Origin of the sequence: Rhizobium sp. LjRoot254 (assembly GCF_964254105.1) — a bacterium.
GTDB lineage: Bacteria > Pseudomonadota > Alphaproteobacteria > Rhizobiales > Rhizobiaceae > Rhizobium_E.
In genome coordinates, this window is record NZ_CAXUSM020000001.1 from 3,993,149 (window position 1) to 4,018,810 (window position 25,662).

Annotated in this window: 22 protein-coding genes and 2 pseudogenes; 15 read left to right on the forward strand and 9 right to left on the reverse strand. The window is 60.7% G+C overall.

All coding sequences use genetic code 11. The annotated features are described in order from the left end of the window. Positions 1–10 precede the first annotated feature (10 nt). The 4 genes from ACSQ26_RS19685 (at position 11) to ACSQ26_RS19700 (ending at position 4,536) form a co-directional block, all read left to right on the forward strand. Positions 11–364 carry a cupin domain-containing protein gene (locus tag ACSQ26_RS19685; RefSeq protein WP_436011823.1) on the forward strand — a complete coding sequence of 118 codons (354 nt, stop codon included), beginning with the start codon at positions 11–13 and terminating at the stop codon, positions 362–364. Between the two features lie 184 nt (positions 365–548). Continuing rightward, positions 549–2,012, forward strand: coding sequence for an aldehyde dehydrogenase family protein (locus ACSQ26_RS19690; protein ID WP_436011825.1), 1,464 nt, complete (start codon positions 549–551; stop codon positions 2,010–2,012). Positions 2,013–2,021: 9 nt separating this feature from the next. Further along, positions 2,022–3,065 (forward strand): tartrate dehydrogenase, encoded by a 1,044-nt coding sequence (locus ACSQ26_RS19695; RefSeq protein WP_436011827.1) that lies wholly within the window; start codon positions 2,022–2,024, stop codon positions 3,063–3,065. Positions 3,066–3,078: 13 nt separating this feature from the next. Continuing rightward, positions 3,079–4,536 carry an NAD-dependent succinate-semialdehyde dehydrogenase gene (locus ACSQ26_RS19700; RefSeq protein WP_436011829.1) on the forward strand — a complete coding sequence of 486 codons (1,458 nt, stop codon included), beginning with the start codon at positions 3,079–3,081 and terminating at the stop codon, positions 4,534–4,536. A 68-nt stretch (positions 4,537–4,604) separates the two neighbouring features. Here the strand turns inward: ACSQ26_RS19700 and ACSQ26_RS19705 are convergent, their stop codons facing one another. Continuing rightward, entirely contained in the window at positions 4,605–5,882 is a 1,278-nt protein-coding gene (locus ACSQ26_RS19705; RefSeq protein ID WP_436011831.1) for an NAD(P)/FAD-dependent oxidoreductase, read from the reverse strand. 13 nt (positions 5,883–5,895) lie between these two features. Then, on the reverse strand, positions 5,896–6,564 hold the full coding sequence (locus tag ACSQ26_RS19710) for a haloacid dehalogenase type II (RefSeq protein WP_436011833.1): 669 nt from the start codon (positions 6,562–6,564) through the stop codon (positions 5,896–5,898). Between the two features lie 308 nt (positions 6,565–6,872). Between ACSQ26_RS19710 and ACSQ26_RS19715 the strand changes: the two genes are divergently transcribed. The 6 genes from ACSQ26_RS19715 to ACSQ26_RS19740 all read left to right on the forward strand — a co-directional run bounded on the left by ACSQ26_RS19715 (position 6,873) and on the right by ACSQ26_RS19740 (position 14,470). Next, a complete protein-coding gene (locus ACSQ26_RS19715; RefSeq protein WP_436011835.1) occupies positions 6,873–7,706 on the forward strand; it encodes a GNAT family N-acetyltransferase in 834 nt (277 codons plus the stop codon). A 12-nt stretch (positions 7,707–7,718) separates the two neighbouring features. Next, a complete protein-coding gene (locus tag ACSQ26_RS19720; protein WP_436011837.1) occupies positions 7,719–9,092 on the forward strand; it encodes an aspartate aminotransferase family protein in 1,374 nt (457 codons plus the stop codon). Between the two features lie 221 nt (positions 9,093–9,313). Continuing rightward, a complete protein-coding gene (locus ACSQ26_RS19725) occupies positions 9,314–10,927 on the forward strand; it encodes an ABC transporter substrate-binding protein (RefSeq protein WP_436011839.1) in 1,614 nt (537 codons plus the stop codon). An 86-nt stretch (positions 10,928–11,013) separates the two neighbouring features. Beyond that, positions 11,014–11,964, forward strand: a complete 951-nt coding sequence (locus tag ACSQ26_RS19730) for an ABC transporter permease (protein WP_436011841.1) — start codon at positions 11,014–11,016, stop codon at positions 11,962–11,964. Beyond that, a complete protein-coding gene (locus ACSQ26_RS19735) occupies positions 11,961–12,812 on the forward strand; it encodes an ABC transporter permease (RefSeq protein ID WP_436011843.1) in 852 nt (283 codons plus the stop codon). The genes ACSQ26_RS19730 and ACSQ26_RS19735 overlap by 4 nt, the downstream gene beginning before the upstream one ends. Then, the gene (locus ACSQ26_RS19740; protein WP_436011845.1) at positions 12,812–14,470 is read left to right on the forward strand and encodes an ABC transporter ATP-binding protein; all 1,659 of its coding nucleotides are present in this window, start codon (positions 12,812–12,814) and stop codon (positions 14,468–14,470) included. Before ACSQ26_RS19735 ends, ACSQ26_RS19740 begins: the two co-directional genes overlap by 1 nt. A gap of 15 nt (positions 14,471–14,485) precedes the next feature. Here the strand turns inward: ACSQ26_RS19740 and ACSQ26_RS19745 are convergent, their stop codons facing one another. Further along, complete coding sequence (locus ACSQ26_RS19745) at positions 14,486–14,962, reverse strand: Lrp/AsnC family transcriptional regulator (RefSeq protein ID WP_436011847.1); 477 nt, start codon at positions 14,960–14,962, stop codon at positions 14,486–14,488. 227 nt (positions 14,963–15,189) lie between these two features. On the opposite strand from ACSQ26_RS19745, the gene ACSQ26_RS19750 reads away from it, so the two are divergent. After that, positions 15,190–16,515, forward strand: a complete 1,326-nt coding sequence (locus ACSQ26_RS19750) for an NAD(P)/FAD-dependent oxidoreductase (protein WP_436011849.1) — start codon at positions 15,190–15,192, stop codon at positions 16,513–16,515. A 133-nt stretch (positions 16,516–16,648) separates the two neighbouring features. On the opposite strand, the gene ACSQ26_RS19755 is transcribed toward ACSQ26_RS19750, so the two are convergent. Continuing rightward, positions 16,649–17,296 carry a TetR/AcrR family transcriptional regulator gene (locus ACSQ26_RS19755; RefSeq protein WP_436011851.1) on the reverse strand — a complete coding sequence of 216 codons (648 nt, stop codon included), beginning with the start codon at positions 17,294–17,296 and terminating at the stop codon, positions 16,649–16,651. Between the two features lie 434 nt (positions 17,297–17,730). On the opposite strand from ACSQ26_RS19755, the gene ACSQ26_RS19760 reads away from it, so the two are divergent. After that, positions 17,731–17,868, forward strand: coding sequence for a hypothetical protein (locus ACSQ26_RS19760; RefSeq protein WP_436011853.1), 138 nt, complete (start codon positions 17,731–17,733; stop codon positions 17,866–17,868). Positions 17,869–18,102: 234 nt separating this feature from the next. Here ACSQ26_RS19760 and ACSQ26_RS19765 read toward each other — a convergent pair whose 3' ends face one another. Then, positions 18,103–18,903: an alpha/beta fold hydrolase gene (locus ACSQ26_RS19765; protein ID WP_436011855.1), complete on the reverse strand. Its 801-nt coding sequence runs from the start codon at positions 18,901–18,903 to the stop codon at positions 18,103–18,105. A gap of 315 nt (positions 18,904–19,218) precedes the next feature. Between ACSQ26_RS19765 and ACSQ26_RS19770 the strand changes: the two genes are divergently transcribed. The 3 genes and pseudogenes from ACSQ26_RS19770 to ACSQ26_RS19780 form a co-directional block, all read left to right on the forward strand. Next, positions 19,219–20,208 carry an AraC family transcriptional regulator gene (locus tag ACSQ26_RS19770; protein ID WP_436011857.1) on the forward strand — a complete coding sequence of 330 codons (990 nt, stop codon included), beginning with the start codon at positions 19,219–19,221 and terminating at the stop codon, positions 20,206–20,208. A 58-nt stretch (positions 20,209–20,266) separates the two neighbouring features. Next, a complete protein-coding gene (locus ACSQ26_RS19775; RefSeq protein WP_436011859.1) occupies positions 20,267–21,475 on the forward strand; it encodes an MFS transporter in 1,209 nt (402 codons plus the stop codon). 47 nt (positions 21,476–21,522) lie between these two features. Further along, positions 21,523–21,924: pseudogene (locus tag ACSQ26_RS19780) on the forward strand (LysR substrate-binding domain-containing protein); the annotation flags it as partial. A 55-nt stretch (positions 21,925–21,979) separates the two neighbouring features. On the opposite strand, the pseudogene ACSQ26_RS19785 reads toward ACSQ26_RS19780, so the two are convergent. The 4 genes and pseudogenes from ACSQ26_RS19785 to ACSQ26_RS19800 all read right to left on the reverse strand — a co-directional run. Beyond that, a pseudogene (locus ACSQ26_RS19785) lies at positions 21,980–22,756 on the reverse strand (RHE_PE00001 family protein); the annotation flags it as partial. Positions 22,757–22,942: 186 nt separating this feature from the next. Then, entirely contained in the window at positions 22,943–23,995 is a 1,053-nt protein-coding gene (locus ACSQ26_RS19790) for an ABC transporter ATP-binding protein (protein ID WP_436011861.1), read from the reverse strand. Further along, complete coding sequence (locus ACSQ26_RS19795; protein ID WP_436011863.1) at positions 23,995–24,786, reverse strand: ABC transporter permease; 792 nt, start codon at positions 24,784–24,786, stop codon at positions 23,995–23,997. The genes ACSQ26_RS19790 and ACSQ26_RS19795 overlap by 1 nt, the downstream gene beginning before the upstream one ends. After that, complete coding sequence (locus ACSQ26_RS19800) at positions 24,783–25,652, reverse strand: ABC transporter permease (RefSeq protein ID WP_436011865.1); 870 nt, start codon at positions 25,650–25,652, stop codon at positions 24,783–24,785. Before ACSQ26_RS19800 ends, ACSQ26_RS19795 begins: the two co-directional genes overlap by 4 nt. Positions 25,653–25,662: the final 10 nt, after the last annotated feature.

A 25,662-nucleotide genomic window follows, 5' to 3' on the forward strand; every position in this document is an offset into this window, starting at 1 on the left:
AGGAGAAAACATGTCCCTTCTCAAGACCATCGACCCGAACAGCCCCGAAGCCCCGCGCGAATCCAAACCCGTTCCCGAGCGCCTGATTTCGGGTGATCCCTCGTTCAAGACCTGGGCGCAGGATGTAGCTCGGGATGGGCTCGTCCATACCGGGATTTGGGAGGCGACGCCGGGTGTCACCCGCTCGATCAAGGGCGAGACCTTCGAGTTCTGCCATATCCTCGATGGCGTCGTCGAACTCACTCCGGATGATGGGGCGACGGTTACCTACAGAGCAGGCGACAGTTTCGTGATGAAGCCGGGCTTCTCCGGCACGTGGCGGACAGTGGAAACCGTCCGGAAGATCTATGTGACGGTGATGTAATCACCTTTAGCGATGCGCCGCCGCGCAAGCGGCGGTGCGAAGGTTGGAGGAATGGACACTGAACGAAGAATCGACTGCCGCGTGGAGGAAAAAAGGGATTTTCCTTCGTTGCCAAGAGCGAGACGGCGCATAGTACCGAGATCCTCAGAGTAGCCTTGCTCCAATCTTCCGCAAGGACACCGCTATGGCTCTGAGCTTTGATCCCGACACAATCCAGTTGCCGAAGGGCCATTTCATCGGCGGACGCTATGTCGATGCCAAGGGGGTGTTGCCGATGCGACGCCCGTCCGATGGTATTACCTATGCCGAATACCCTGTGGCCGACGCCGATCTCGTCGATCAGGCTGTCTCCACAGCCAAGCAGGCGCTCAAGGACAGCGGCTGGGCGACCCGGCGCCCGCGCGAACGCACCAATGCCATGCATCGCTGGGCGGACCTAATTGAGGTAGAGGGCGAGACGCTCGCCCGGCTCGAAGCCGTATCCTCCACCCGCTTGGTGGGCCAACTCATTCAAGGCGATGTCGCCGTCACCGCCGAACAGATCCGTTTTTTCGCCGAATTCGCCGACAAGGAAGGCAGCGATCTCGTGCCGACCGCCAACGACAGTCTCGGCATGATCATGACCGAGCCTTACGGCGTCGTCGGCGCAATCACACCCTGGAATTTCCCGCTCTCCATGGCGGGCTGGAAAATCGGACCAGCACTCGCCGCCGGCAATGCGATCGTGCTGAAGCCTTCGGAAATGACGCCCTTTTCGACGCTCTACCTCGCCGAACTTGCCGTACGCGCCGGCATTCCAGCGGGTCTCATCAATATCGTTCTCGGCGATGGGCCGACCACCGGCAATGCCATGACCGGCCATCCCGATGTCGCCAAGATCAGCTTCACCGGTTCGACGGCCGCAGGCTCCGCGATCATGGCCAATATTGCGAGGACCGGCGTCAAACCGATGACCTTGGAACTCGGCGGCAAGAGCCCGCAAATCGTCTTTGCCGATGCCGATCTGACGCTCGCCGCCAACGCGATTGCCAACAGCATTCTCGTCAATGCCGGCCAGGCCTGCGTCGCGGGCTCTCGCGTCATCGTCGAGCAATCCGTCGCCGAACCGCTCATCGCAGCGATTCTCGCCCGCATGCAAACGATCAAGCCCGGCCCGACCTGGGATGAGACAAGCGATTACTCGCCGATTATCTCCGAACGTCAGATCCACCGTATCGACGCGATCGTTCAGGCCGCGCTCGACGCCGGCGCGGAGTGCCTTGCCGGAGGAAAATTCCTCGATCGGAAAGGCTATTTCTACGCGCCGACGCTGCTGTCGAACGTTGGCCAAGACTCCCCCGCCGTCATGGAGGAAATCTTCGGGCCGGTGCTGACGCTGCAGACATTCACGGATGAGGAAGAGGCACTCATGGTGGCCGATCATCCCACCTATGGGCTGGCGGCAGGACTCTTCACCCGTGATCTCTCGCGCGCTATCCGGCTCACCCGGCGGCTGCAGGCCGGTACCGTCTGGGTCAATCGCTACAGCCGCTCCCGCGACCACATTCTGCCGACCGGTGGCTACAAGCAGTCCGGCATCGGCAAGGATCTAGGCCGCGAAGCCTACCAAGCCAACCGCAAAAGCAAGAGCGTACTCATCAACCTCTAGGACCTGATCATGAAAACCTATTCCATCGCGCTGCTGCCGGGAGACGGCGTCGGCAAACCAGTCACCGAAGCGGCCTGGGATGTGCTGCAGGCCGTAGCGAAGACGTCGGACTTTGCCCTTGCAGGAACCACTTTTCCTTGGTCCTGCGAATTCTACAAGCAAACCGGCGCCATGATGCCCCCCGACGGCATCGAAACGCTCAGGCGCTTCGACGCGATCCTACTCGGCGCGGTCGGTTGGCCGGCTGAAGTGCCGGATTCGGTTTCGCTGCATGGGCTGCTACTACCGATCCGCAAGGCCTTCGTGCAATACGCCAATATCCGCCCGCATCGGCTCCTGCCCGGCGTCTCCGGTCCGCTGAAAGCTCGCAATTTCGACATACTCTGCATCAGGGAGAACACCGAAGGCGAATATTCCGGCGCCGGCGGCCGCGTCCATCAGGGAACGGCCGATGAAGTCGCAATAGAGACCGCCATCTTCACGCGGACGGGGGTCGAACGCATCCTGCGCTTCGGCTTCGAACAGGCCCGGGCCCGGCGAGGCCGGCTGGCTTCAGTCACCAAATCCAATGCCCAGAAACATTCCATGGTCTTCTGGGACGAGATCACCCGCCTAGTTTCTGCCGAGTATCCCGACGTCGAGGTGACGAGCTACCACATCGACGCAATGGCGGCGCGCATGGTGATGGCGCCGGAAACCCTCGATGTGGTCGTCGCCTCCAACCTGTTCGGCGATATCCTCACCGATCTCGGTGCCGCCATCCAGGGCGGGCTCGGCTTCGCAGCCTCCGCCAATATCAATCCGGATCGCACCGCACCGTCCATGTTCGAGCCGGTCCATGGTTCCGCACCCGATATCGCCCATCTCGGCATCGCCAGCCCGATCGCGGCGATCTGGTCGGGCGCGATGATGCTCGAGCATCTCGGCGAGAGCGCTGCCGCTGCCCGCGTCATGACCGCCGTCGAGGCGACGACGAAAGCCGGCGTCGGCACCGTGCCGGGAAAAGACAGAACCGAGGCGATCGCGAAAACCATCCTCACATTCCTCGCCTGAAGGAGAGACTGAAATGCAGATACTCAAAGATAAAAGCCTCTTCCGGCAGCAAGGCCTGATCGGCGGAACCTGGAGTGCGGCTGCGTCGGAAAAGACCGTCGAGGTGATCGATCCGGCAACGCAGAAAGCGCTTGGCACCGTTCCCGATATGGACGGATCGGATACGCGCGACGCGATCGAGGCCGCGGAAGCAGCCTACCATCCCTGGCGTCGGAAGACCCATGCCGAACGTGCCGCATTGCTCGAGGCCTGGCACAATCTGATGATCGAGAACATCGAGGACCTCGCGCTTCTGCTGACCCTTGAACAGGGCAAGCCTCTCACCGAGGCGCGGGCCGAGATCCGCTATGGCGCATCCTTTGTCAAATGGTTCGCCGAGGAAGCGCGGCGTATCGGTGGGACCACCATTCCCTCACCGACGCGTGATCGCCGGATCATCGTTCTCAAGGACCCGGTCGGCGTATCGGCGATCATCACGCCGTGGAATTTCCCCAACGCGATGATCACGCGGAAAGTCGCCCCGGCGCTGGCCGCCGGCTGCACCGTGGTTATCAAACCCTCGGAGTTCACGCCCTTCTCGGCGCTTGCGCTCGGCGTGCTGGCCGAACGCGCCGGCATCCCGGAAGGCGTGATCAACATCGTCACCGGCATGCCGACGGCAATCGGCAACGAACTGATGGCGAACGAGACGGTGCGTAAGATTTCCTTCACTGGTTCGACCCGCGTCGGCTCGCTGCTGATGCGCGGTGCCGCCGATAGCGTGAAGAGGCTGAGCCTCGAGCTCGGCGGCAACGCGCCCTTCATCGTCTTCGACGACGCCGATCTCGATCTCGCTGTCGAAGGCGCCATCGCCTCGAAATTTCGCAATGGCGGCCAGACCTGCGTCTGTGCCAACCGGATTCTGGTACAGGCGAGCGTCTACGATGCATTCGCCGCCAAGCTTGCGGCGCGCGTCTCGGCGATGAAGGTCGGGTCCGGTACTGAGAGTGGTATCGACATCGGGCCGATGATCAACGAGGCGGCCATCGAGAAGATCAATCGCCACGTGTCCGACGCGCTTGCCAAGGGCGCCACGATTGTTTCAGCTCGTCCCGAGCTGCCGGATGGCCCGCAATACACGGCGCCGCTCGTTCTTGCCGGGGCCACGACCGACATGTTACTCGCGAGCGAGGAAACATTCGGGCCGGTCGCGCCGCTATTCCGCTTCGAACGAGAGGAGGAGGCGATCGCCATCGCCAACGCCACGCCTTTCGGTCTGGCTGCTTATTTCTACACGGAGAGCCTGAAGCGGTCCTGGCGCGTGGGCGAAGCGCTGGAATTCGGCATGATCGGCTTGAACACAGGTGCCATTTCCACCGAAGTCGCCCCGTTCGGCGGCGTCAAGCAGTCCGGTCTTGGCCGCGAGGGCTCGCAGCTCGGTATCGAAGAATACCTGGAAGTGAAGAGCTTCCATATCGGTGGACTGGCTTGAGGCACTGATCAGAAAAATGGGCGCGGAACGAGAGATCCGCGCCCGTTTGGTAGCTTGGGAGGAGCTGATTACTGAAATCTGTCGAGGGCCTTGTAGTAGAGCCCAACGAGCGGCAGGAACCATGGCTTGCCGAAATGGCCGGGCACGGCGGGCCATTCGAGGCCCTTGAGCGGATTGCGATCGGCCTTGCCGAGAATGGCGTCGGCCATGATCATTCCGAGATGCGTCGACAGCTGCGCGCCATGGCCGGAATAGCCCATCGCATACCAGACGCCGTCGATATAGCCCGCGTGGGGATAACGGTCCTTCGTCATATCAACCAGCCCGCCCCAGCAATAATCGATCTCGACATTGGCTAGATGCGGGAAAATCTGGGCGAGGCTGGCACGCAGAATGGCGCCGCTCTTCTCGTCCGATTGCTGATCGGACGTCGCGGCAAAGCGAGCCCGGCCGCCGAAGATCAGCCGGTTATCTGGAGACAGACGGAAATAGTTGCCGATATTCATGGAGGTGACGCAGGTCCGGTTGCCCGGCATGGTGGCGGCGACTTCCGCTTCGGTCAAAGGGCGGGTGGCGATGAGGAAACTGCCGACCGCGATTATGCGGCGTCGGAAATAGTTGAAAGAGGCTCCAGACGTATAGGCGCCCGTCGCGACCAGGACATGGTCGGCGGTCAGGGTGCCGCGCGGCGTCTCCAGCCGGTGTTTTGTTCCTGATATCGTGTGGCGCGTTACGGTGGCGTTTTCGAATATTGTCGTCCCGTGCCGGGCGGCCGCCTCAGCCAGGCCGACGACATAGCGGCCCATGTGCATCATGGCACTCTTCTTCGACAGCATCGCGCCATGGAAGGAAGCGCCGATCTCAGCCTTCAGGTCTTCCGCCGTCAGAAGCGCGGTGTCCGGATCGACCTCACGATGAACCGCCTCGAAATTCCGGGCGATCGCAGCGAAATGCTGTGGCTTCGATGCGAGCTTCAGTTTCCCTGCACGGCGGAAGTCGCAATCTATGTTTTCTTCCGCGACGATCCTCTCGATCGTATCAATGGAATCATCGAACGCGCGATAAAGCGCCACCGCGCGTTCGACTCCTAGTTCTGCTTTCGCGGCGATGAAGCTATGGGCAAGCCCATTGTTGAGATGCCCGCCATTGCGGCCGGATGCACCCCAGCCGATATGGTTCGCCTCCAGAACGGCCACGCGCGCGCCGGATTTGGCGAGCTGCCGCGCCGCGGCAAGCCCGGTGAAACCCCCACCGATCACGGCGACGTCGTAATCGCCTTCAACAGAACTGCTTTGCGCACCTGTAAATTTCGGCGCCGTATCGTGCCAATAGGATTCGAACTGCATCGCCGTGCTCCGCCTACAGCCCGACGACGCCGGGAAGGCCGGAAATACTTTTGATCTCGACATAGCTGTAATAGGGATTGGCCGGCTCGTGCCCGCGGTTGACCCAGACCTTGTTCTTGATGCCGAGATCATGCGCCGACATCAGGTCATAACGGAAGGACGACGAGCAATGAAGGATGTCCTCCGGACCGCAGCCGAGCATATCGAACATATATTCGAAGGCCCTGAAACGCGGCTTGTATGCATTGGCTTGCTGTGCCGTGTAGACGGCATGGAAAGGGGCTCCAAGCTTTTCGACGTTCGACATGATCTGTGAGTTCATCGCATTCGAAAGGATCACAAGCGGGATTTCCTTGGCGACCTTCGCCAGTCCGGCCGGCACGTCGGGATGCGGACCCCAAGTCGGAACCCGCTCGTAGACCATGCGCGCATCCTCTTCGCGGAATGTCACACCGTTCTTGCGGCAGGTCCGCTCGACGGCGTTGTGCACGACTTCACTATAGGGCTTCCAGTCGCCCATGATCTCGTCGAGGCGGTAGGCGGCGAAGTTCTTTACGAACTGCTGCATCCGGTCTTCGTCCAACTGGTCCCCGTAGAGATCACGGGCAGCCTCGGCCATCTGGAAGTTGGTGAGCGTGCCGTAGCAATCGAAGGTGATGTATTTGGGCCGGAATTGGGTCATCGAGTTCATCCTTTGCTGATGCCGAAGGTACTGTCGTTCACTCATCATAAGACAGGCCATCCAACGTGGCTGGCCGCAATTGCCCTCGCCGAAGCAGAATCTTCCGTATCTTCCGTCTCCTTTGGCAGAGAGTTGCGCTTTCCATTCGTAGAAGACGCGCTGCCGTCGTCGTGGGAGATTTCGTGCCAGCATAAGATGCGGTGAATGCCTGCGGAGTCGGTGAAAGATATCGCCCTCCTCGTCTTGTCGGGACGATCTTCTTTTCACTCGGGGCTATCATTCCCGGTAAGGAAGCAGGAAGCCATGCGATGCAAATGACCCAACTCGACATCGTGCCGTTCGGCACCCAACATATCGAGGGCGCGCATGCGCTTTCCCGTCAGGCGGGCTGGCCGCACAGGCTGGCGGATTGGGAAATGGCGCTTGCATTGAGCACCGGCGTCGTTGGGCTTGATAACGAGAAGGTCGTCGGTACAACGCTGACGACACGCTACGGGGCAGATTGCGCCACCATCAATATGGTCGTTGTCGACGAAACCATGCGCGGACGTGGCTTCGGCCGCCGGCTGATGGAAGCGGGCCTTGATGCCGCTCGCGGAATGCCATGCAGACTTATCGCGACCCGGGAGGGCCTGCCGCTTTATGAAAAGATGGGGTTTCGCCAGGTCGGCACCATTCTGCAACATCAGGGTTTCTGCGCGGCCGTTGATGCGCCGGTGGATGTCGAGCGGGCGCAGCCCGGCCATCTCCCGGAAATCGCCGCCCTCGATCAGGATGCTTTCGGCGCCGACCGCGGCGGGCTGATTTCCTATCTGGCGAATATCGGACGTTTCGCGGTGATCCGGCGCGACGGATATGTGGTGGGATTTTCAGCCATCCGTTCCTTTGGACGCGGCGACGTCATCGGCCCGGTGGTGGCGGAGAATGCTGAGGATGCCCGCAAACTCATTCTTTTCCAGATTGCGGCCCGACGCGACGCCTTTCTTCGCATCGACACAACCGGCGCTTCAGGTCTGTCGTCCTGGCTTGTCGAGCGCGGCCTTGTCCATGTCGGCGGCGGCACGGCGATGCAGCGGGGCGACCAGGCAGGGAAGCTATCGCATGCCAAGACTTTTGCACTGGCCAATCAGGCTTTCGGCTGAACGGAGACAAAGATGCTCAGCAATTCTCTTATAGAACTCGATCGCGCGCATCTCGTTCATCCGGTCGCCTCCTATCGCGGTCATGAAAGACTCGGCGTGCGGGTCCTGTCTTCCGCCTCGGGCGCGACCGTGACCGATGCGACCGGGCGCCAGCTAGTCGATGGTTTTGCCGGCCTCTGGTGCGTGAATGCCGGCTATGGCCACGAAAGCATTGTCGAAGCGGCCGCCCGGCAGATGCGGGAGCTTCCCTATGCAACTGCCTATTTCGGCCTCGGTTCGGAACCGGCGATCCGGCTGGCTGCCGAGCTTGCCGAACGCGCACCGGGCGATCTCAACCACGTCTATTTCACGCTTGGCGGTTCGGATGCGATCGACAGCACCGTCCGGTTCATTCACTATTACCATCATGCAAAAGGCACGCCTCGGAAAGACCAGTTCATTTCGCTCGAACAGGGCTATCACGGCTCCTCGACCGTCGGCGCCGGATTGACCGCACTGCCCGCCTTCCATGCCGGATTCGGCATCCCGTTCGACTGGCAGCACAAGATCCCGACGCACTACACCTATCGCAATCCGGTCGGAGACGATCCGCAGGCCATCATCGCAGCTTCGCTGATGGCCTTGCGGCGCAAGGTCGAGGAAGTCGGCGCGGACCGTGTTGCAGCATTCTATGCCGAACCGATCCAGGGCTCGGGTGGCGTACTGGTGCCGCCCAAGGGCTGGATGAAGGCGATGCGCGATCTCTGCCGCGAACTCGACATTCTGTTCATCGCTGATGAAGTCATCACCGCCTTCGGCCGCACAGGCCCGCTTTTTGCCTGTGCCGAAGACGATATCGTTCCAGACTTCCTGACTGTGGCCAAAGGCCTGACATCAGGCTATGTGCCGATGGGTGCGGTCTTCATGACCGATCATATCTACAATACCATTGCTGACAGCGCGGGCGCGTCTGCGGTTGGACATGGCTACACTTATTCGGCCCACCCCGTGTGTGCTGCCGTGGCGCTTGAAGTCCTGCGTCTCTACGAGGGCGGCCTGCTGGAGAACGGCCGCAAAGCGGGAGCCCGTCTGATGGAAGGCCTTAAGAGCCTGGGCGACCATCCACTCGTCGGCGACATCAGGGGCCGCGGCATGCTGGCGGCCATCGAACTCGTTACTGACAAGGAAAGGAAGACGCCACTTCCTGCCGTGGCCGACCCCTCCCGCCGGATTTTTGACCGCGCCTGGGAGAACGGCCTCGTCATTCGCGCTTTCGCCAATGGCGTGCTGGGCTATGCGCCGCCGCTCTGCTGCACCGATCGCGACATCGATGCGATTGTCGATCGGACACGCAAGACACTGGACCAGACACTCGAGGACCCCGATGTCCGTGCGGCGATGGTATGACCAGGGAGCGAAGCGGATGGCGAAATACTGCTTTGCCTCCAAATTCACAATTTTCTGCCGCGACGCTTCGCACATTCAGCGACTCCGACACGGCAATATCGCGAAACTAATGGCAACAGCAGGCGGAAGTTCGGCATAGACCGACCTGCGCAGAACCCAGCGAAACCGGCGGCAACAAGCCCGGAAGCCAAAGCAATCGAGATCAACAAAAGGGGAATGCCATGACCGACTCCAAGACTACGAACTGGACCCGCGCTGACGACGCCATGGTCGAAACTGCCCTCCGCCGCGGCGCCACGCGCCGCGAACTCCTGCAGATGCTGTTGGCCGGTGGCGTTGCCACGGCTGCCGGTGGCATCATGCTCGGCCGCGCAACGAATGCTGTCGCCGCAACGCCCGTTGCCGGCGGTGCGCTGAAAGCCGCTGGCTGGTCGTCATCGACTGCCGATACGCTTGATCCCGCCAAGGCTTCGCTTTCGACTGACTATGTGCGCTGTTGCGCCTTCTACAACCGGCTGACCTATATCGGCCAGGACGGTGCGCCGCGGATGGAACTCGCCGAATCCATCGAAAGCAAGGACGCCCAGGTCTGGACCGTCAAGCTGCGCAGCGGCGTGACCTTCCATGACGGAAGGCCTTTGACAGCGGACGACGTCGTCTTCTCGCTCAAGCGGCATCTCGATCCCGCCGTTGGCTCGAAGGTCGCGAAGATCGCCAAGCAGATGACGGGCTTCAAGGCCGTCGACAAGCAGACCGTCGAGATCACGCTCGCCAGCCCGAATGGGGACCTGCCAACAATCCTCGGCATGCATCATTTCATGATCGTCGCCGATGGCATGGCGGATTTCTCCAAGGCGAATGGCACCGGCGCCTTCGTCCGCGAGGTCTTCGAGCCCGGAGTTCGCTCGGTTGGCCTCAAGAATAAAAACTACTTCAAGCCGAACGGGCCGAATATCGACTCGTTCGAATTCTTCGCCATCAGCGAGGACAATGCCCGCATCAACGCGCTGCTGTCCGGCGACATCCACCTCGCTGCAGCGATCAATCCGCGCTCCGTACGCCTGATCGATGGCAAGGAGGGCTTCGTCCTCTCCAAGACGACCGCCGGCAACTACACAAACTTGAATGTACGCATGGACATGGCGCCGGGCGACAAGAAGGGTTTCGTGGAAGGCATGAAATACCTGATCAATCGCGAACAGATCCAGAAATCGGCACTGCGGGGTCTGGCTGAAATCGGCAATGACCAGCCGGTATCGCCGGCAAACTTCTACTACAATGCCGACCTGAAGCCAAAAGCGTTCGATCCGGAAAAGGCAAAATTCCATTTCGAAAAGGCCGGCCTTCTCGGTCAATCGATCCCCGTGATCGCATCCGACGCCGCCAATTCGGCCGTCGACATGGCGATGATCGTCCAGGCCGCCGGCGCCGAAATCGGCATGACCTTCGATGTACAGCGCGTGCCGTCCGACGGTTACTGGGACAATTACTGGCTCAAGGCGCCGATCCACTTCGGCAATATCAACCCGCGCCCGACGCCCGATATCCTGTTCTCGCTTCTCTATGCGTCGGATGCGCCGTGGAACGAGAGCCAGTACAAGTCCGAAAAGTTCGACCGCATGCTGATCGAGGCGCGTGGCTCGCTCGACCAGGCGAAGCGCCGGGAAATTTACAACGAGATGCAGGTCATGGTGTCGGAGGAAGCCGGCACGATCATCCCGGCCTACCTTTCCAACGTCGATGCGATCTCGGCCAAGCTCAAGGGTCTCGAGCCAAACCCGCTCGGCGGCATGATGGGCTATTCCTTCGCGGAATATGTCTGGCTCGAAGCCTGACACGCGCGACCGGGAGCAGAAATGTTCCCGGTCATCCTCCCCATTCGTGATAAACTGTCGGCCTCGGGTCGACGGGGAGCATGCATATGAAGAATCCGATCCTGTCCCTCATTGCAAGCAGGCTTCTGATCGCCGTTATCACCCTGATCATCGTGTCGTTTGCCGTCTTTTTCGCCACGACGATGCTTCCCGGCGACACGGCGTCCATCCTTCTCGGCCAGGCGGCAACGCCGGAAGCGGTGGCAGGTCTTCGCAAGGCCATGCACCTCGACGATCCGGCAATCCTGCGCTTTCTCCGCTGGCTGTCGGGACTTCTGGTCGGCGATTTTGGAATTTCCTATGCCAACGACATGCCGATTGCGGATCTGATCGGCGGGCGCTTCGCCAACTCGATGAAGCTCGCGGGCATCACGGCCTTGTTCTCGGTTCCGATTGCACTGACGCTGGGCATTACCTCTGCCATGATGCGCGGTACGCTCTATGACCGGATCGTAACCGTGCTCACGATCGGCGTGATATCCGTGCCCGAATTCATGATCGCGACGTCGGCGGTGCTGTTCTTTGCGGTCTATCTGCAATGGCTGCCGGCGATCTCCTTCGCCAACGAAGCGCACACATTCACCGATATGCTGCGGGTCTATGCCATGCCGGTGATCACGCTGACCTTCAGCGGGTCCGCGCAAATGATCCGAATGACGCGCGCTGCCGTCGTCGAAACGCTGAACACGCCTTATGCGGAAATGGCGCTGCTGAAGGGCGCTTCGCGGAGCCGCATTGTCTTGAAGCATGCATTGCCCAATGCGCTCGGTCCCATCGTCAACGCCGTCGCTCTTTCTCTTTCCTATCTCCTGGGCGGCGTGATCATCGTTGAAACGATCTTCAACTACCCAGGCATCGCCAAGCTCATGGTCGATGCCGTGGCGACCCGCGACCTGCCGCTCATTCAAACCTGCGCGATGATCTTCTGCGTCGGCTATCTCATCCTGATCACCACTGCGGATATCATTGCCATTCTTGCCAATCCGAGGCTGCGATGACCACTGTCGAAACCCACAATCCAAAAAGCCGCAAGTTCGGCTACCGCGTGAACCCGGTTGGCGTGCTTGGTTTCGCCATGATCCTGTTCTGGGCCGTGGTTGCCATTCTCGCGCCTTGGCTGATCCCCTATCCGGTCGGCGAGATCGTCGATTTCGACTACTTCGGACCGATGAGCCAGCAGTTCTGGCTGGGCTCCGACTATCTCGGTCGCGACATGCTCTCGCGCATCCTGATGGGCGCCCGCTATACCGTGGGCATCTCGCTTGTGGCCGTGACGATCGCATGTTTCTCGGGCATCGTGCTCGGGATGATCGCAGCGGTTTCCGGGGGATGGATCGACACTGTCCTCAGCCGCTTTCTCGACGCAATGAACTCTATTCCAAGCAAGCTTTTCGGCCTGGTGGTGGTGGCAGCGGTTGGATCGTCCGTTCCCGTCCTGATCCTGACACTCGCGGTGATCTATACGCCCGGGTCATTCCGGTTCGCGCGCGCCCTTGCCGTCAATATCAACACGATGGATTTCATCACCGTCGCCCGCGCCCGCGGCGAGGGCACGCTCTACCTGGTCACATCGGAAATCCTGCCCAACATCATCGGACCGGTACTGGCCGATCTCGGCGTGCGCTTCGTCTTCATCGTGCTGCTGCTGTCCGGTCTTTCCTTCCTTGGTCTCGGCGTACAGCCCCCCTATGCAGACTGGGGGGCATTGGTGCGCGAGAATATCGGTGGTTTGCCCTTCGGCGCGCCGGCGGTGATCTTTCCGTCGATTGCGATCGCCACACTTACCGTCAGCATCAACCTGCTGATCGATAACCTCCCGCAGAAAATCCGCGATCGGAGCGAATGATGGCCAATCTCGTCGAAATTCGTGATCTGAAGGTCGAGGCGAAGACCGATTCCGGCCGCATCGTCGAAATCATCCGCGGTGTCAGCTTCGACGTTGCGGAAGGCGAGATCGTCGCCCTGATTGGCGAAAGCGGATCGGGGAAGACGACGATCGCGCTGACATTGATGGGTCACGCACGGCCAGGCTGTCGTATCAGCGGTGGCTCTGTCATGCTGGATGGGAAGGATATGGCGAGCCTGCCGGAGCGAAAGCGCGCAGGCATTCGCGGTACCGACGTGGCCTATGTCCCGCAGAGCGCCGCTGCCGCCTTCAATCCTGCCCAGACGATCATGGAACAGGTCATCGAGATCACGCGCATCCATGGCCTGATACCGCCCGAACAGGCGCGCATCCGCGCGGTCGAACTGTTCAAGGCACTGTCGCTTCCCAATCCCGAAACGATTGGTGCGCGCTATCCGCATCAGGTTTCTGGCGGCCAATTGCAGCGGCTGTCGGCCGCAATGGCGCTGATCGGCGATCCCAAGCTTGTCATTTTCGACGAGCCGACCACCGCGCTCGACGTGACGACGCAGATCGAGGTGCTTCGTGCCTTCAAATCCGTGATGCGTGCGGGCCGCATCTCGGGCGTCTATGTTTCACATGACCTCGCCGTAGTGGCCCAGATCGCCGACCGCATCGTCGTACTGAAGGGTGGCGAAATCCAGGAAATCGGCAAGACCGAGCAGATACTATCCTCACCCCAGCACCCCTATACGAAGCAGCTGTTGGGTGCGTTCAAACCGGAAGCGCGCGCTCAAGTCTTCGTCGAGCCGCAGCAAACCAATGCGATTCTTCAGGTCCAGAACCTAGTCGCAGGCTATGGGCCAATCCAGGCCGACGGTACGCCGATGATCCAGGCGTTGCGCTCGGTCAGCGTCGAGGTGGAGCGGGGCCGCAACCTCGGCATTATCGGTGAATCCGGCTGCGGGAAATCGACTCTCGCACGCACAATCGCCGGCATCATTCCAGCCGCCAGCGGGCGAGTCACATTCGATGGACAGACGTTGGCCCCAGCCGCGAAGGCACGCACACGCGATCAACTGCGCGAGTTGCAGATCGTCTTCCAATATGCCGACACTGCGCTCAACCCCGCCAAATCGGTCGGCGACATTCTGGGAAGACCGCTGACATTCTATCACGGCATGGCTGGCGAGAAGCGGGAGAAACGGATCGACGAACTACTCGAGATGGTACGTCTCCCCAAGGGCCTCAAAAACCGCCGCCCCTCTGAACTCTCCGGCGGGCAGAAGCAACGCGTCAATTTTGCGCGCGCTCTGGCCGCCGAACCCAAGCTCATCCTCTGTGACGAAGTCACGTCTGCGCTCGACACCGTGGTCGCCGCGGCCGTGATCGACCTGCTCAAGGAATTGCAGCGGGAGCTCTCACTATCCTACATCTTCATCAGTCACGACTTGTCGGTCGTCGAAGCGATCTGTGACGATGTCGCCGTCATGTATGCGGGGGAAAAGATCGAACAACTTCCGCCATCGGCGATGGGCAATGGCGCGAGCCACCCCTATTCGCAATTGCTCTTTTCTTCCGTACCGAAGCTCGACCCCACTTGGCTCGACCGCCTCGAACAGGATCCGGCGCTGGTGCGCGCCTATTCCGGACGGTGATCGCCATTTCTCCGTTCACATCGGGAACAGGCTGGTCAAAGGCAAGTGCGATTTGACGATCGGCGATTTCAGCACGACGAAGCTGAAATATTTGTCGATGCCGATGTCCATATCGGTGAGGCGCTCCATGATCTCCTGATACTCGGCGATGCCGCTGGTCACGAACTTGATCAGATAGTCATAACCCCCGGAGATCAGGTGGCACTCTATGACCGAGTCGATTTTCTCGATGGTGGCGAGGAAGCGGGCAAAATCGATCTGCCGGTGGTTCTTCAGCGTGACCTCGGTGAAGACTGTCATGGTCTGGCCAAGCTTTGCGGTATTGATATGCGCAGAGTAGCCGTCGATATAGCCTTCCGCCTGGAGTTTCTTCATCCGCATCAGGCAGGGGCTGGCCGAAAGATTGACGAGGTCGGCTAGCTCCACATTGGTGATGCGACCGTTCTTCTGCAATTCGTAAAGTATCTTGATGTCGATACGATCAAGCTTCATGCAGCCCCCCGGAGCCCCACGCGGCCCGCAAAAATATCTCAGCAGATTATGCTGGAAGAAGCATAGCACAGCCGCACGGGATGTCCATTTTTGGGGCGAATCTTCCAGCCGGCATAAAAGCTTGTACTCCGCATCAATTGCGGAAGAAAATTCCGTTCGCTGTGAAATTGCAGACAACGTTCTCCTCTGGCTCGCCATAGAATAGCATTGCCTCGACGGAGATGAATATGCCCGCACCGCTCGTTCGAATCGAAACTGTAAGCTCGCAGCCGGAAAGTGCCGATGTGGTGGTCATCGGCGGAGGAATCGTCGGCGTCTTCGCCGCTTACTATCTGGTCCGGCGCGGCCTTAAAGTGGTTCTCGTCGAAAAAGGTCTCATCGGCGCCGAGCAGTCAAGCCGGAACTGGGGTTGGTGCCGGCAGCAGAACCGCGACGCCCGCGAACTGCCCATTGCCACCAAGAGCCTTGATCTATGGGATCAATTCGCCGCTGAAACGGACGAGGATACCGGCTTTCGGCGCTGTGGTCTTCTATACCTTTCGGACAACGAAGACGAACTTGCGGGTTGGGCGCGCTGGCGCGATTTTGCCCGGACGGTCGGCGTGACGACGCACATGTTGTCTTCCACCGAAGCCACCGAGCGCGGCAACGCTACGGGCAAGCATTGGAAGGGCGGAGTCTTCTCACCCTCAGATGGAACGGCTGATCCGTCAAAGGCGGCTCCCGCGGTAGCGCGCGCTTTCACCAAGGCAGGCGGAGTGGTTCTACAGAACTGCGCCGCCCGTGGTATTGAGACGAGCGGTGGCCAGCTATCGGCAGTCGTTACCGAAAAAGGCACTATCCGGACCAAATTCGCTGTTCTTGCGGGAGGCGCATGGGCCTCTTCGTTCTGCAATAATCTCGGCGTGCGATTTCCGCAGGCCTCCGTGCGTTCCTCGATCCTGTCGGTAGAACCTGGCGTGAAGGGCCTGCCCGACGCTCTACACACGGCTGAGGTTTCCGGGACGCGGCGTTCCGACGGCGGCTACACGCTGGCCATCAGCGGTCGTGCCAGGGTCGACGTCACGCCTCAGCAGATTCGTTTTGGCCGACACTTCCTGCCGATGCTTGCCCGCCGCTGGCGCAGCCTCGCACCGGGAGGGCTGGAGGGGTGGCGTTCGGGACACGAAACGCTCGCCCGCTGGCGGCTCGACGAACCAACGCCGATGGAGCGCATGCGCATTCTTGATCCTGCCGTGGACGAAGGCACAGTCTTCGAAATTCTCCGCCGGGCCCGGCATTTGCTGCCGGGTCTGGCGAAGGCCAGGATCGCTTCAAAATGGGCGGGCTATATCGACAGCACACCCGACGGCGTGCCTGCGATTGGCGAAGTCCCCAGCATTCCCGGCTTCATTCTCGCAGCCGGCTTTAGCGGTCACGGCTTCGGCATCGGTCCGGGTGCCGGCCACTTGATCGCTGATATTGTTACCGGACGCTGGCCCCTTGTCGACCCTGCTCCCTACAAACCGGAGCGTCTCGCAGCCTCCGTCTGGGGCAGGGTGGCTGAGTTTTAGCGCTAACCACAACACTTGTTGTGACAAACCATTACCATCAGAGACGTTTTCTCCAAGGACGGCACTCTGACCGGTGCTTCGGAGCCGCGAAAAGACGCCTTGCGCTCGCGATCCAACGCCAATAGCCGTGCACCTACTCGTCTGCAAAGATCAAGCTCAGCAGCTCCCTCAACTGGGGCAGAAGCGCCCCGAGGTGACTGTCGAGACTCATGTCGTCGTCCTTGATGAAGGCGATGTAATGCGCGTTCCAATGATTATAGAGGATAGCCGCGAGAGCCGCGGTATCGAAGGCGCCTCCCCTGCGCGTCACGCTCGGCTGATTCCTCAGCACGCTTTCGATTTCCTCCCTCAACACCGCGTCGATTTGCGCGTAACGCTGGACGAACTCCGATTTCGGCTGGCGGATGGCTGCGGAGTCGGCATAGCGCCAGACCGGCTTGTTGAAGATCTGCATCGAATATTGTGTGAAGCGCGCGAGCAGATCGGCGAGATCTGCGGACAACCCTTTCCCGCTTCGCCGTGGAATGCGCCTGTTGCTCTCGACCGCTCGAACGTGGCCGTCGAGAATGATGGCGAGCAACAGTTCGTCCCTGGTGCCGAAATAGTTGAACACCGTCGGGGTCGAGACGCCAACCTCCGCAGCGATCATCGCCATCGTCGTATTCTCGATGCCGTTCTGTTCGAACAATCGTTTGGCGGTGGTCAGGATAGCGTTCCAACGCTGGCTCTTCTGCCTGGAACGCAGCCCCGGGGCACTCTCTCCGACCAGCTTCTTCGCCATCTCATGCCTTTCTTTTATGCAATAAAATATTTTATTGACACAAATATTTTATTTCGTACAGTGTGCGCATAGACAAACATAAAAACAAGAATGGGAACGATGGAAATCAAGCAGATGATGAGGTTCCGCGCCTGAGAAGAACGGCGGCAGTGGAGCGCTGATGGCTACAAGCCAGCCTGGCGCTTTGCGATCTGCTCATGCATTTCAGGTCTGGTCATAGGCACCCACCGCGCGACGACGTTCGTTGCAGCGCGCGTAGCCGTGCGTCCGGTGATCCGGCACCTTCGAGATCAAGCCGACGGCCTTCCCGCAGGGAAATCCAGGCGGCGTGCTGATTTCACGCAGCAATTTGAACCGAGCTGGGAAACAGATGACTGAATTACAGCCGCGAGAGGTGAATCCCGAGCAAGACGTCCGTTGGCGATCACGAGCGAATGTTCGCAGTAGCGGAGCGCATGGTTGAGATCGTGGAGGGCGATCATGACCAGCATGCCGCTGCTTTTCGCCAGTCCGGCCATGTAGGTCAGGATTTCGATCTGACGATAGAGTTCGAGGGCGGTACTGTATCTTGAAGCCGGGCGGCAAAGCGCTGATCGTCGACGGCGATTTCGTCAATCCGCGCCCACTCTCCCGGCTCTCTGCCCGGCTCGCCGGCTGGAGCCAGAAGCTCGGCCTATCCAAAGGCGCAAAACACAATGGACCCGAAGCAGAGCGGGTGAGGCTACCCACGACCGTACGCAGTTCCGACTGCTATCCCTTCGATTTGCTCGATTTCAAGTTCGCGGGGGGCCGCGGGCTTCGGCCGCTCAACCAACGAAGAATCGCTCGATTTCCGGGGCAAGGGCTTCCGGCGCGGCATTGTGAGCCTGACCTTCCAGCGTTTGGTGCCGAGCATTGGGTAGGTTATCGGCGAGCGTGCGAGCCGAATTGCGTATCCATGCCGGGCTCGCCCCACCGTCCATCACAAGCGTGGGTGCGGTGGCAGTTGCCCATTGCTGAGCTGGTAGGGGGTCGCCTGCCATGTTTTCGCCCAGGACGGCGATGTCGTAGGTCAGGGTATGCGCCACGGCCTCAAGCGCCGGCCACGTTGGCGCGCTTCGCATCTGAGCGACGGCTTCGGCAGGCGCAAGCACCACTTCGGTCATCCAGAACTCTACGGCGTCGCCTCGGCGATTGGCGGCTATCAGCTCCTTGATCTGCCTGACAAAATTCGGGGGCGGCGGTGGACGGCTGTCGTCGATAATGAATAGTGGTTCGTACAGGGACAGCTTTCGGACCTTGCCGGGAAGCGTGGCCGTGACCTCCAGTGCAAGAACCGCACCGGAAGACTGGCCGTGGATAAACGTTATTCCGCCAGCTTTATCAATGAGGGCCTCGAGATCTTCGATCTCGCGCTCCACGGAATATGGTTGCGTGTCTTCGCTATCGCCTCTGCCCCGGCGATCGTAGCTGAACACGGTGAAGTGTGGTGCCAGGAGCTTGGCAAGTGGCGCCCATCCCGATCGATCGCTGAGAGCCCCGCCGACCAGGATGAGCGCAGGTCCGTCGCCCGAGCGATCGAAGGCAATGTGAGTCCCGTCTTTCGAAGTTATGCTATTTCGATGCATGAGCGCCTCCTGCGGCGAAGCTTGGCTGCTGCGGGCGGCAGTGGAGACGATCGCGCCCGCCAACCCAGTTTGAATGAACGGACGTCTGCTCACGTGCCGACAATTGGATCTTCATTTCGGATTGACCCAAGAAATGAGTTCGGGGTTAGGAGGTTCCAGCGCCGACCGCTGGTCGCTCGCAGACGCCGAGCCACGATAGGAGGGTGCCGGAAGGACGGCCACCTCGCAGGTCTTCGGGCCAAAAGTGTCGGAAAAGTGGGTGTCCAATGAGCGTCTACACTTGCATGCCGGACGTCCGGGACCTAAATTGGCCGAATGCTTGACCATTCGTCCCGGCCGTCTTCGCCGTCACATATCCCAATGGATGCCCTGAGCGAAGTCCTGCAAGACTTTCGCCTGAGTGGAGTCAACTATGGCCGCTGCGAGCTCCGACACCCATGGAGCATCGCCTTTCCGCAACAGCAGCTGCTGCGTTTTCACTTTGTCAGCCAGGGTCCATGCTGGATCCATACCGACGGTCAGGGATGGCAGGAATTGCACGATGGCGATCTGGTGCTGCTGCCGCAAGGCATCGCGCATCGATTGGCCAGCGCGTCGGATGTTGTGGGCGACTCGCTCATGGGGTGCCAGGTGACAAAGTTGGGCAGCAATGTCTGCGAAGTGGTGCGGGAAGGGACTGGCGCGACCAGCACACTGTTCTGTGGCTCTATGGCCTTGGGCGCCTATGCGCTCAACCCACTGATCGCTTTGATGCCGCCTATCATCAAGGGCTGCGATGTGGCCGGCAATGACCCGATCGTTGGTCCTCTGCTGGCGGCCATGACGGTGGAGGCTACGCAGCCCCAGATGGGCAGCGCGACCGTCTTATCGCGCATGGCTGACTTGCTCGCGGCGCGGCTCATCCGCTGCTGGGTCAATTGCAGTGGGGCCTCGACCACCGGTTGGCTCGCCGCCATCCGCGACCCTCACATCGGTCGCGTCCTGGCAGCTATGCACCGGGACCCCGGCCATAACTGGACCCTTGAAAGCCTCGCCGGCGTGGCAGGCCAGTCGCGCTCGATCTTCGCCGAGCGCTTCAGCGCTGTTTTAGGCGAAGGCGCGGCACGCTATCTCGCCCGTCTGCGTATGCAGCTTGCCCGCGAGTTGTTGGGGCAAAGCGGAATGTCGGTTGCCGAGGTTGCTTCCCGTTTGGGCTATGAATCCGAGGCATCCTTCGCGCGCGCCTTCAAGCGCATCACGAACGTCTCACCGGGCATTGTGCGTCGCACCATTTCCGGACGAATGGACATGGATTTCGGATTTTAGGATACATATGATCCTAAAAGATTCGTCTATGAAGTCTCCGAACCTAGGAGATATTTCAATGATGGACACAACATCACAGCTTGACGGCGCAGTAATAGGCCTTGATACGGCCGAGCCGGCCGCGTGGAGCGCGGCCACCTGGTTCGCGGTCGTTTCGATGGCGGCCGCCAGCTTTGCGCTGGTGTCAGCCGAGTTCCTGCCGGCAGGCCTGTTGACGCCAATGGCGCGCGATCTCGGCATCAGCGAAGGAACGGCCGGACAGGTCGTTACCGCCACCGCTTCCGTCGGCGCCGTGGCGGCTCTGTTGAGCAATGTTCTCATCGGAAGATTGAATCGCAAGACGGTGTTGGTCGGTCTCAGTGCGCTGGCGATCGGATCCAACATTCTTGCGGCATTAGCGACCGATTTCTGGCTATTGTTGTTGGGTCGGGCCGGACTGGGCATTGCGCTGAGTGCTTTCTGGGCGCTTTCAGTCGCTGTCGTGGCGAGGCTGGTTGGGGCCAATGCGACAGGTAGGGGCATGGCGATCGTCACCCTGGGCGTCTCGCTCGCCACCATAGCTGCACCCTCGATGGGAGCTTTGATCAGCGACTGGCTGGGTTGGCGCAGTGCCATGGCGATGACAGCGGGGCTTGCCGCGCTTGCCATGCTGCTGCAGTTGCTCAGCCTGCCGACGCTGCCTGCAAGCGTAGGCAATAGTCTGGCCGATGTCTTCCGGCTGACACGGCGGCGTCAAGTTCAGCTGGGAATGCTTGCTATCCTTTTGCTGATGACGGGGCACTTTGCTGGCTCGGTCTATGTACGTCCCTTCCTCGAGCAGGTGACGCTCCTTGAAACTGGGCCGATTGCCCTGGCGCTGCTCGGATTTGGCATCGCTGCCGTGATCGGCAATATTGCCGGTGGCCGAATGGCCGACGCCAATATCCGCATGGCTCTCGCGGTCACCGCCGCGTTGATGGCGTTTGCGGCGCTCGCCTTGGTACTCTGGGGCGCACATATCGGCGTCGCCTTCGGCTTTGTTACGCTTTGGGGCTTCGCCTTCGGCATGGCGCCGGTGGTGCTGCCGACCAACCTGTCCCGCGGGGCACCCGATGCGCTGGAGGCAGCGGGCAGCCTGATGGTCGTCTCCTTCCAGGTCGCCATCAGTGTCGGCGCGGTTTTCGGCGGCTATGTCGTGGACAACTATGGCGCGACGGGACCTCTAATCCTGACCGCCGTCTTTGCCGCATCGACAGTCGTCCTGGCACTGCTACAGCCGCGCGGCTGATCCGGCGTCAGGCTGAGCAACCAGATGCTACCGCCAAGCTGCCGGGGTTGAAGACCTCCAACATCCTCAATCCCGCGCTTGCGACCGAAAAGCTGCTCAGTTCGCAGCGTCGGCTCTGGGTGCCTGCCCGGCACCCGCTCCTCTCCGCCGACGCGGTCGGGCTCAAGGAGGTGGCCGAGCAAACCTACATCATGCTGACCGTCGACGAGGCCTGGCACACCTCGATGAAATACTGGAGCCAGACCCCTATCTGCCGACGATCGCGCTACGCACATCGTCCGTGGAAGCGGTGCCGTCCCTGTCGCCAATGGCCAGGGTGTGGCAATCCTGTCCGACATGGTGCACCGCCCATGGGTGTCGGCCTGGCCTGGCGGCGCAACGCCGAATTTACGCCGGCGATGGAGGCCTTCCGGTCCTATTTCCGCCGGGCGTTCCATATTTCCGAATAGAGACAATCGGCCGAGGAACTCATTGTCGTCCTGAGATTTCAAATCGAGCTTACAAGGCCGTGACACGGCCATGTGCGATGGCGAGCAGCCGGGTTTCCCGATTGCGGTGCCGGCGGCGGTCGACGGGGATGGATTTCAAGCCGCGATTGAGAGCGGGCAGGTGGCTCGCGGTTGTGACGCCGGCGGAGCGCAGAACCGAAGCTGCCAGGAGCCGGCCAAGCCAAGGGGCATACTCCAGCACCTGGAGCACATTCCAGGCGTCCAGGAGGACACAGCGCGCAGCACCGGAGGCAGGCCCTCGTTTTCCGCCGGCACGACCCGTTCGAGATCGTAGATCAGCGGATCCTTGTCCCAATTAGGGCGGCGCCGTGCCGCCGTTTCGCTCAATGCTGCCTCGGAGCTGGCAATCACTGCGTCGATTGCCGCGAGTTCCGCGGCCAAGGCGTCTTGTGGATCCAGCTCGAACGCCTCTCCTCCCCTGCCAGCTTCTGACACGGCCGCGGCCGGCGTCAATCCATCGGTCATATCTGTGTCCGCCGTCTCATCGGCCTCGCCGCTCCCACCTCCAACGCGCCGCTGGCCGCGTAATCCATCGGCGCTCAGCGCCCAGGCCGCCGGACGCGTCGCTATCCGCCGCCGGGTCCTCAGCACATCTCGGGCGATCGTCAATTCGTGTGTCGGTGTCCAGATGTCGTGGCCGGCGTCGTGCAGCACCAGGTCTTTCGAGATGGACGAGCTCGCCATCGATCCACAGCGAAGTACAGGCGTCGGCAAAATGCGATCGTTCAATCCAGCCTATACCGAGGGACGAGCGGGCACTCCGCTCGTCGAGAGCGCCAACGCAATGCCGATGCGGCTTTCAGTTCCTGGGTTCAAACCGGAAAATGTCGTATGCTCGTTAGGTTTAGGCGCTAATTCCGGGACGGATTTTCCGCTAACGATTTCCATGCTTCCGGTAAAGGTCACCTATCTCTCAGGTCGGATAATCTTCTGGGATTCGCATTCTGCCTGAAACGCCTCAGGTCACTGGGAACGTGCTGCGCGCCGACCAAGTCACCGTCACAGGATCGCCGTCTATAAGATGGGTGTCGGTTGAATTCGGCACCACGACTCGGATTTCGCGACCAATCGTCTCGACATGGAATGTGGAATTGACGCCGGAGAACATCTTCCTGACCACACGGCCGGTGAGTGCATTATCGGAAGGCGCGCCAGTGCCTGACTCAAGCCGCATGCGCTCAGGGCGGATGGCGCATTGCATTGCCTCTCCCGGCCTGCGGTCGGTTACCCCGGATACTCCGATCTCGGTTCCATCGGCCATCACCATCGTGTCGCCTGACCAGATTCCCGACAGAATGTTCGCATCCCCCAGGAAGGTTGCGGCAAACAGCGATCTCGGATGATTGTAGATTTTCTCGGGCGTCCCCTCCTCCACAAGCCGGCCATCCCTGAGAATGCCGATGCGGTCGGCCATGGTCAGCGCCTCTTCCTGGTCGTGGGTAACGAAGATAGTGGTGATGCCGATCTCGCGCTGGATTCGCTTGAGTTCGATCTGCATGTCGACGCGCAGCGCCTTGTCGAGCGCGCCGAGCGGCTCGTCGAGCAGCAGCACGCGCGGATTGATGACGATGGCGCGGGCAAGTGCCACACGCTGGCGCTGACCGCCTGATAGCTGGTGCGGACGACGGGCACCAAGCTTGCCAAGTTGCACCAAATCGAGTGCCGCCTGCACCTTGGCCGCACTCTCCGCGCCCTTGATGCCGCGCACATCGAGGCCAAACGCAACGTTCTGCTCGACGGACATGTTGGGGAAAAGCGCATAGTTCTGGAACACCATGCCGATCTGGCGCTTTTCCAGCGGCACGCGCTCGACGCTCTCTCCATCCATTTCGATCCGCCCGGCGTCCGGATAGTCGAATCCGGCAATCATCCTGAGCAACGTCGTCTTGCCGGAGCCCGATGGGCCGAGCAGCGCATAAAAACCACCGTCATCGAAACGGGCGGAGACGTCGTCCAGCGCTTTGTGCGCTCCGAATGCGCGGGAGAGGTTTCTGACCTCGACACTTGCCATTACTTCTCTCCCCCGAATTTGTAAAAGCGTGCGGCAAACAGCATGAGCGCCATCGACAGCGCGATAATGATGGTCGAGACCGCATTGATCTCCGGCGTGAAGCCCTTGCGGATGGCCGCGTATATCTCGACCGGCAGCGTCGTTTGCCCGGGCGTCGCAAGGAAATAGGACACGACGAACTGGTCGAACGACACCGCGAAGGCAAACAGCCCGCCGGCAATGATCCCCGGCGCGATCCAGGGCAGCGTCACGCGACGTGTGACCTGCCATTGGCTGGCGCCGAGCGAGCGGGCCGCTTCTTCCAGTTCCGGTGCGAATGTGTTGAGCCGGGCGTTGACGACGATGATCACGTAAGGCAGTGCCAATGCGACATGGCCGAGGATGATCGCATGCAGGCCACGGCCGATGCCGACACCAAAGAAGAAGATCAGCATGGCGGTGCCGGTGATCAGCCACGGAATGGCGATCGGTGGCAGCAGCAGCGCCCGCAGCACCTTCCTGCCGGTGAACTCATAACGGAACAGCGCCAGCGATGCCGCCGTGCCGAGAACGGAAGCGATGACCGTCGTGACGACAGCGATGAACAGGCTGCTCCAGGTCGCGGCGATCAACTGGCTGTTGGCCAGGAATGACTCGTACCAGGTCGTCGTGAACTCAAGCGGCAATTGGTAGAAGGGCGAGGCGTTGAACGACATCAACCCCATGATGATGATCGGCAGGTAGAGAAAGGCGAGCAGCATCGCCACCCAGAGCCGTCCAACACCATTGAGAATGCGCGTGACCGGGTTCATTGCGCCCTCCTCAGAACGGGCGAGGCAGCGGCCAAGATGACCAGCACGACGGCGAGCAGGATGAAGGAGAGCGCCGCACCCAGCGGCCAGTTGAACACCGCCACGAACTGGTCCTCGATGACAGTTCCGTAGAACGTACCGGTGCGACCGCCGAGAATGCGCGGCTCCATGAAAGAACCAACGACTGGCACAAAGACGAGCACTGCGCCGGCAATGATGCCCGGCACGGCCAGCGGCAGGATCAATCGCCTCAACACCGCAAAGCGCGATGCACCCAGAGAACGCGCAGCCTCGATGAGGCTGTCGTCGATCGCCTGCAGGCTGAGATAACAGGTCAGTACGATGTAGGGGACATAGGAATGGACCAGCCCGATGATGACGGCCGGATAGGAATACATGAGATCGATACTGATCTTGAACGGCAGGATGGCGTTGAGGCCGGTGTCGAGAATGCCGCCTTCCCGTAGCACCATGGCCCAGGAGAAGATGCGCACCAGCCCGTTGCTCCAGAAGGGCAGGATGACCAGCAGGAAAATCGCCTCTCGGCTGCGGCCCTTGAACACCTTGGCCAGCACATAGGCCGAGGGAAAGCCCAGCACGAGGCACCAGAACGTCACTTCCAGCCCGAGCCGCAGCGATGACAGCAGCAGCGTGCCGTAAATACTCGTACTGAAGAACGCCTCGTAATTGCCTGTCGTAAAGCTCCACTCCCGTCCGGAAAGCGGCAGATCGGTCATGAAGCTGAAGAAGACCATGGCCGAGAGCGGCAGGAAGATCGCCACGATCAGCCAGAGATAGGCGGGGAGAAGCAAAGGCACGGCCTTGCGCAACCCCGACCTTGATGGATTGAGCGCTGCCTCTGCCATGTCTCCCCTC

Coding starts and splice junctions, on each gene's coding strand:
- ACSQ26_RS19685 (WP_436011823.1), top strand. CDS start 11: ATGTCCCTTCTCAAGACCATCGACCCGAACAGCCCCGAAGCCCCGCGC.
- ACSQ26_RS19730 (WP_436011841.1), top strand. CDS start 11,014: ATGAAGAATCCGATCCTGTCCCTCATTGCAAGCAGGCTTCTGATCGCC.
- ACSQ26_RS19770 (WP_436011857.1), top strand. CDS start 19,219: ATGCTTGACCATTCGTCCCGGCCGTCTTCGCCGTCACATATCCCAATG.
- ACSQ26_RS19690 (WP_436011825.1), top strand. CDS start 549: ATGGCTCTGAGCTTTGATCCCGACACAATCCAGTTGCCGAAGGGCCAT.
- ACSQ26_RS19765 (WP_436011855.1), bottom strand. CDS start 18,903: ATGCATCGAAATAGCATAACTTCGAAAGACGGGACTCACATTGCCTTC.
- ACSQ26_RS19725 (WP_436011839.1), top strand. CDS start 9,314: ATGACCGACTCCAAGACTACGAACTGGACCCGCGCTGACGACGCCATG.
- ACSQ26_RS19745 (WP_436011847.1), bottom strand. CDS start 14,962: ATGAAGCTTGATCGTATCGACATCAAGATACTTTACGAATTGCAGAAG.
- ACSQ26_RS19800 (WP_436011865.1), bottom strand. CDS start 25,652: ATGGCAGAGGCAGCGCTCAATCCATCAAGGTCGGGGTTGCGCAAGGCC.
- ACSQ26_RS19715 (WP_436011835.1), top strand. CDS start 6,873: ATGCAAATGACCCAACTCGACATCGTGCCGTTCGGCACCCAACATATC.
- ACSQ26_RS19790 (WP_436011861.1), bottom strand. CDS start 23,995: ATGGCAAGTGTCGAGGTCAGAAACCTCTCCCGCGCATTCGGAGCGCAC.
- ACSQ26_RS19740 (WP_436011845.1), top strand. CDS start 12,812: ATGGCCAATCTCGTCGAAATTCGTGATCTGAAGGTCGAGGCGAAGACC.
- ACSQ26_RS19735 (WP_436011843.1), top strand. CDS start 11,961: ATGACCACTGTCGAAACCCACAATCCAAAAAGCCGCAAGTTCGGCTAC.
- ACSQ26_RS19710 (WP_436011833.1), bottom strand. CDS start 6,564: ATGACCCAATTCCGGCCCAAATACATCACCTTCGATTGCTACGGCACG.
- ACSQ26_RS19755 (WP_436011851.1), bottom strand. CDS start 17,296: ATGGCGAAGAAGCTGGTCGGAGAGAGTGCCCCGGGGCTGCGTTCCAGG.
- ACSQ26_RS19750 (WP_436011849.1), top strand. CDS start 15,190: ATGCCCGCACCGCTCGTTCGAATCGAAACTGTAAGCTCGCAGCCGGAA.
- ACSQ26_RS19760 (WP_436011853.1), top strand. CDS start 17,731: ATGTTCGCAGTAGCGGAGCGCATGGTTGAGATCGTGGAGGGCGATCAT.
- ACSQ26_RS19775 (WP_436011859.1), top strand. CDS start 20,267: ATGATGGACACAACATCACAGCTTGACGGCGCAGTAATAGGCCTTGAT.
- ACSQ26_RS19795 (WP_436011863.1), bottom strand. CDS start 24,786: ATGAACCCGGTCACGCGCATTCTCAATGGTGTTGGACGGCTCTGGGTG.
- ACSQ26_RS19720 (WP_436011837.1), top strand. CDS start 7,719: ATGCTCAGCAATTCTCTTATAGAACTCGATCGCGCGCATCTCGTTCAT.
- ACSQ26_RS19705 (WP_436011831.1), bottom strand. CDS start 5,882: ATGCAGTTCGAATCCTATTGGCACGATACGGCGCCGAAATTTACAGGT.
- ACSQ26_RS19700 (WP_436011829.1), top strand. CDS start 3,079: ATGCAGATACTCAAAGATAAAAGCCTCTTCCGGCAGCAAGGCCTGATC.
- ACSQ26_RS19695 (WP_436011827.1), top strand. CDS start 2,022: ATGAAAACCTATTCCATCGCGCTGCTGCCGGGAGACGGCGTCGGCAAA.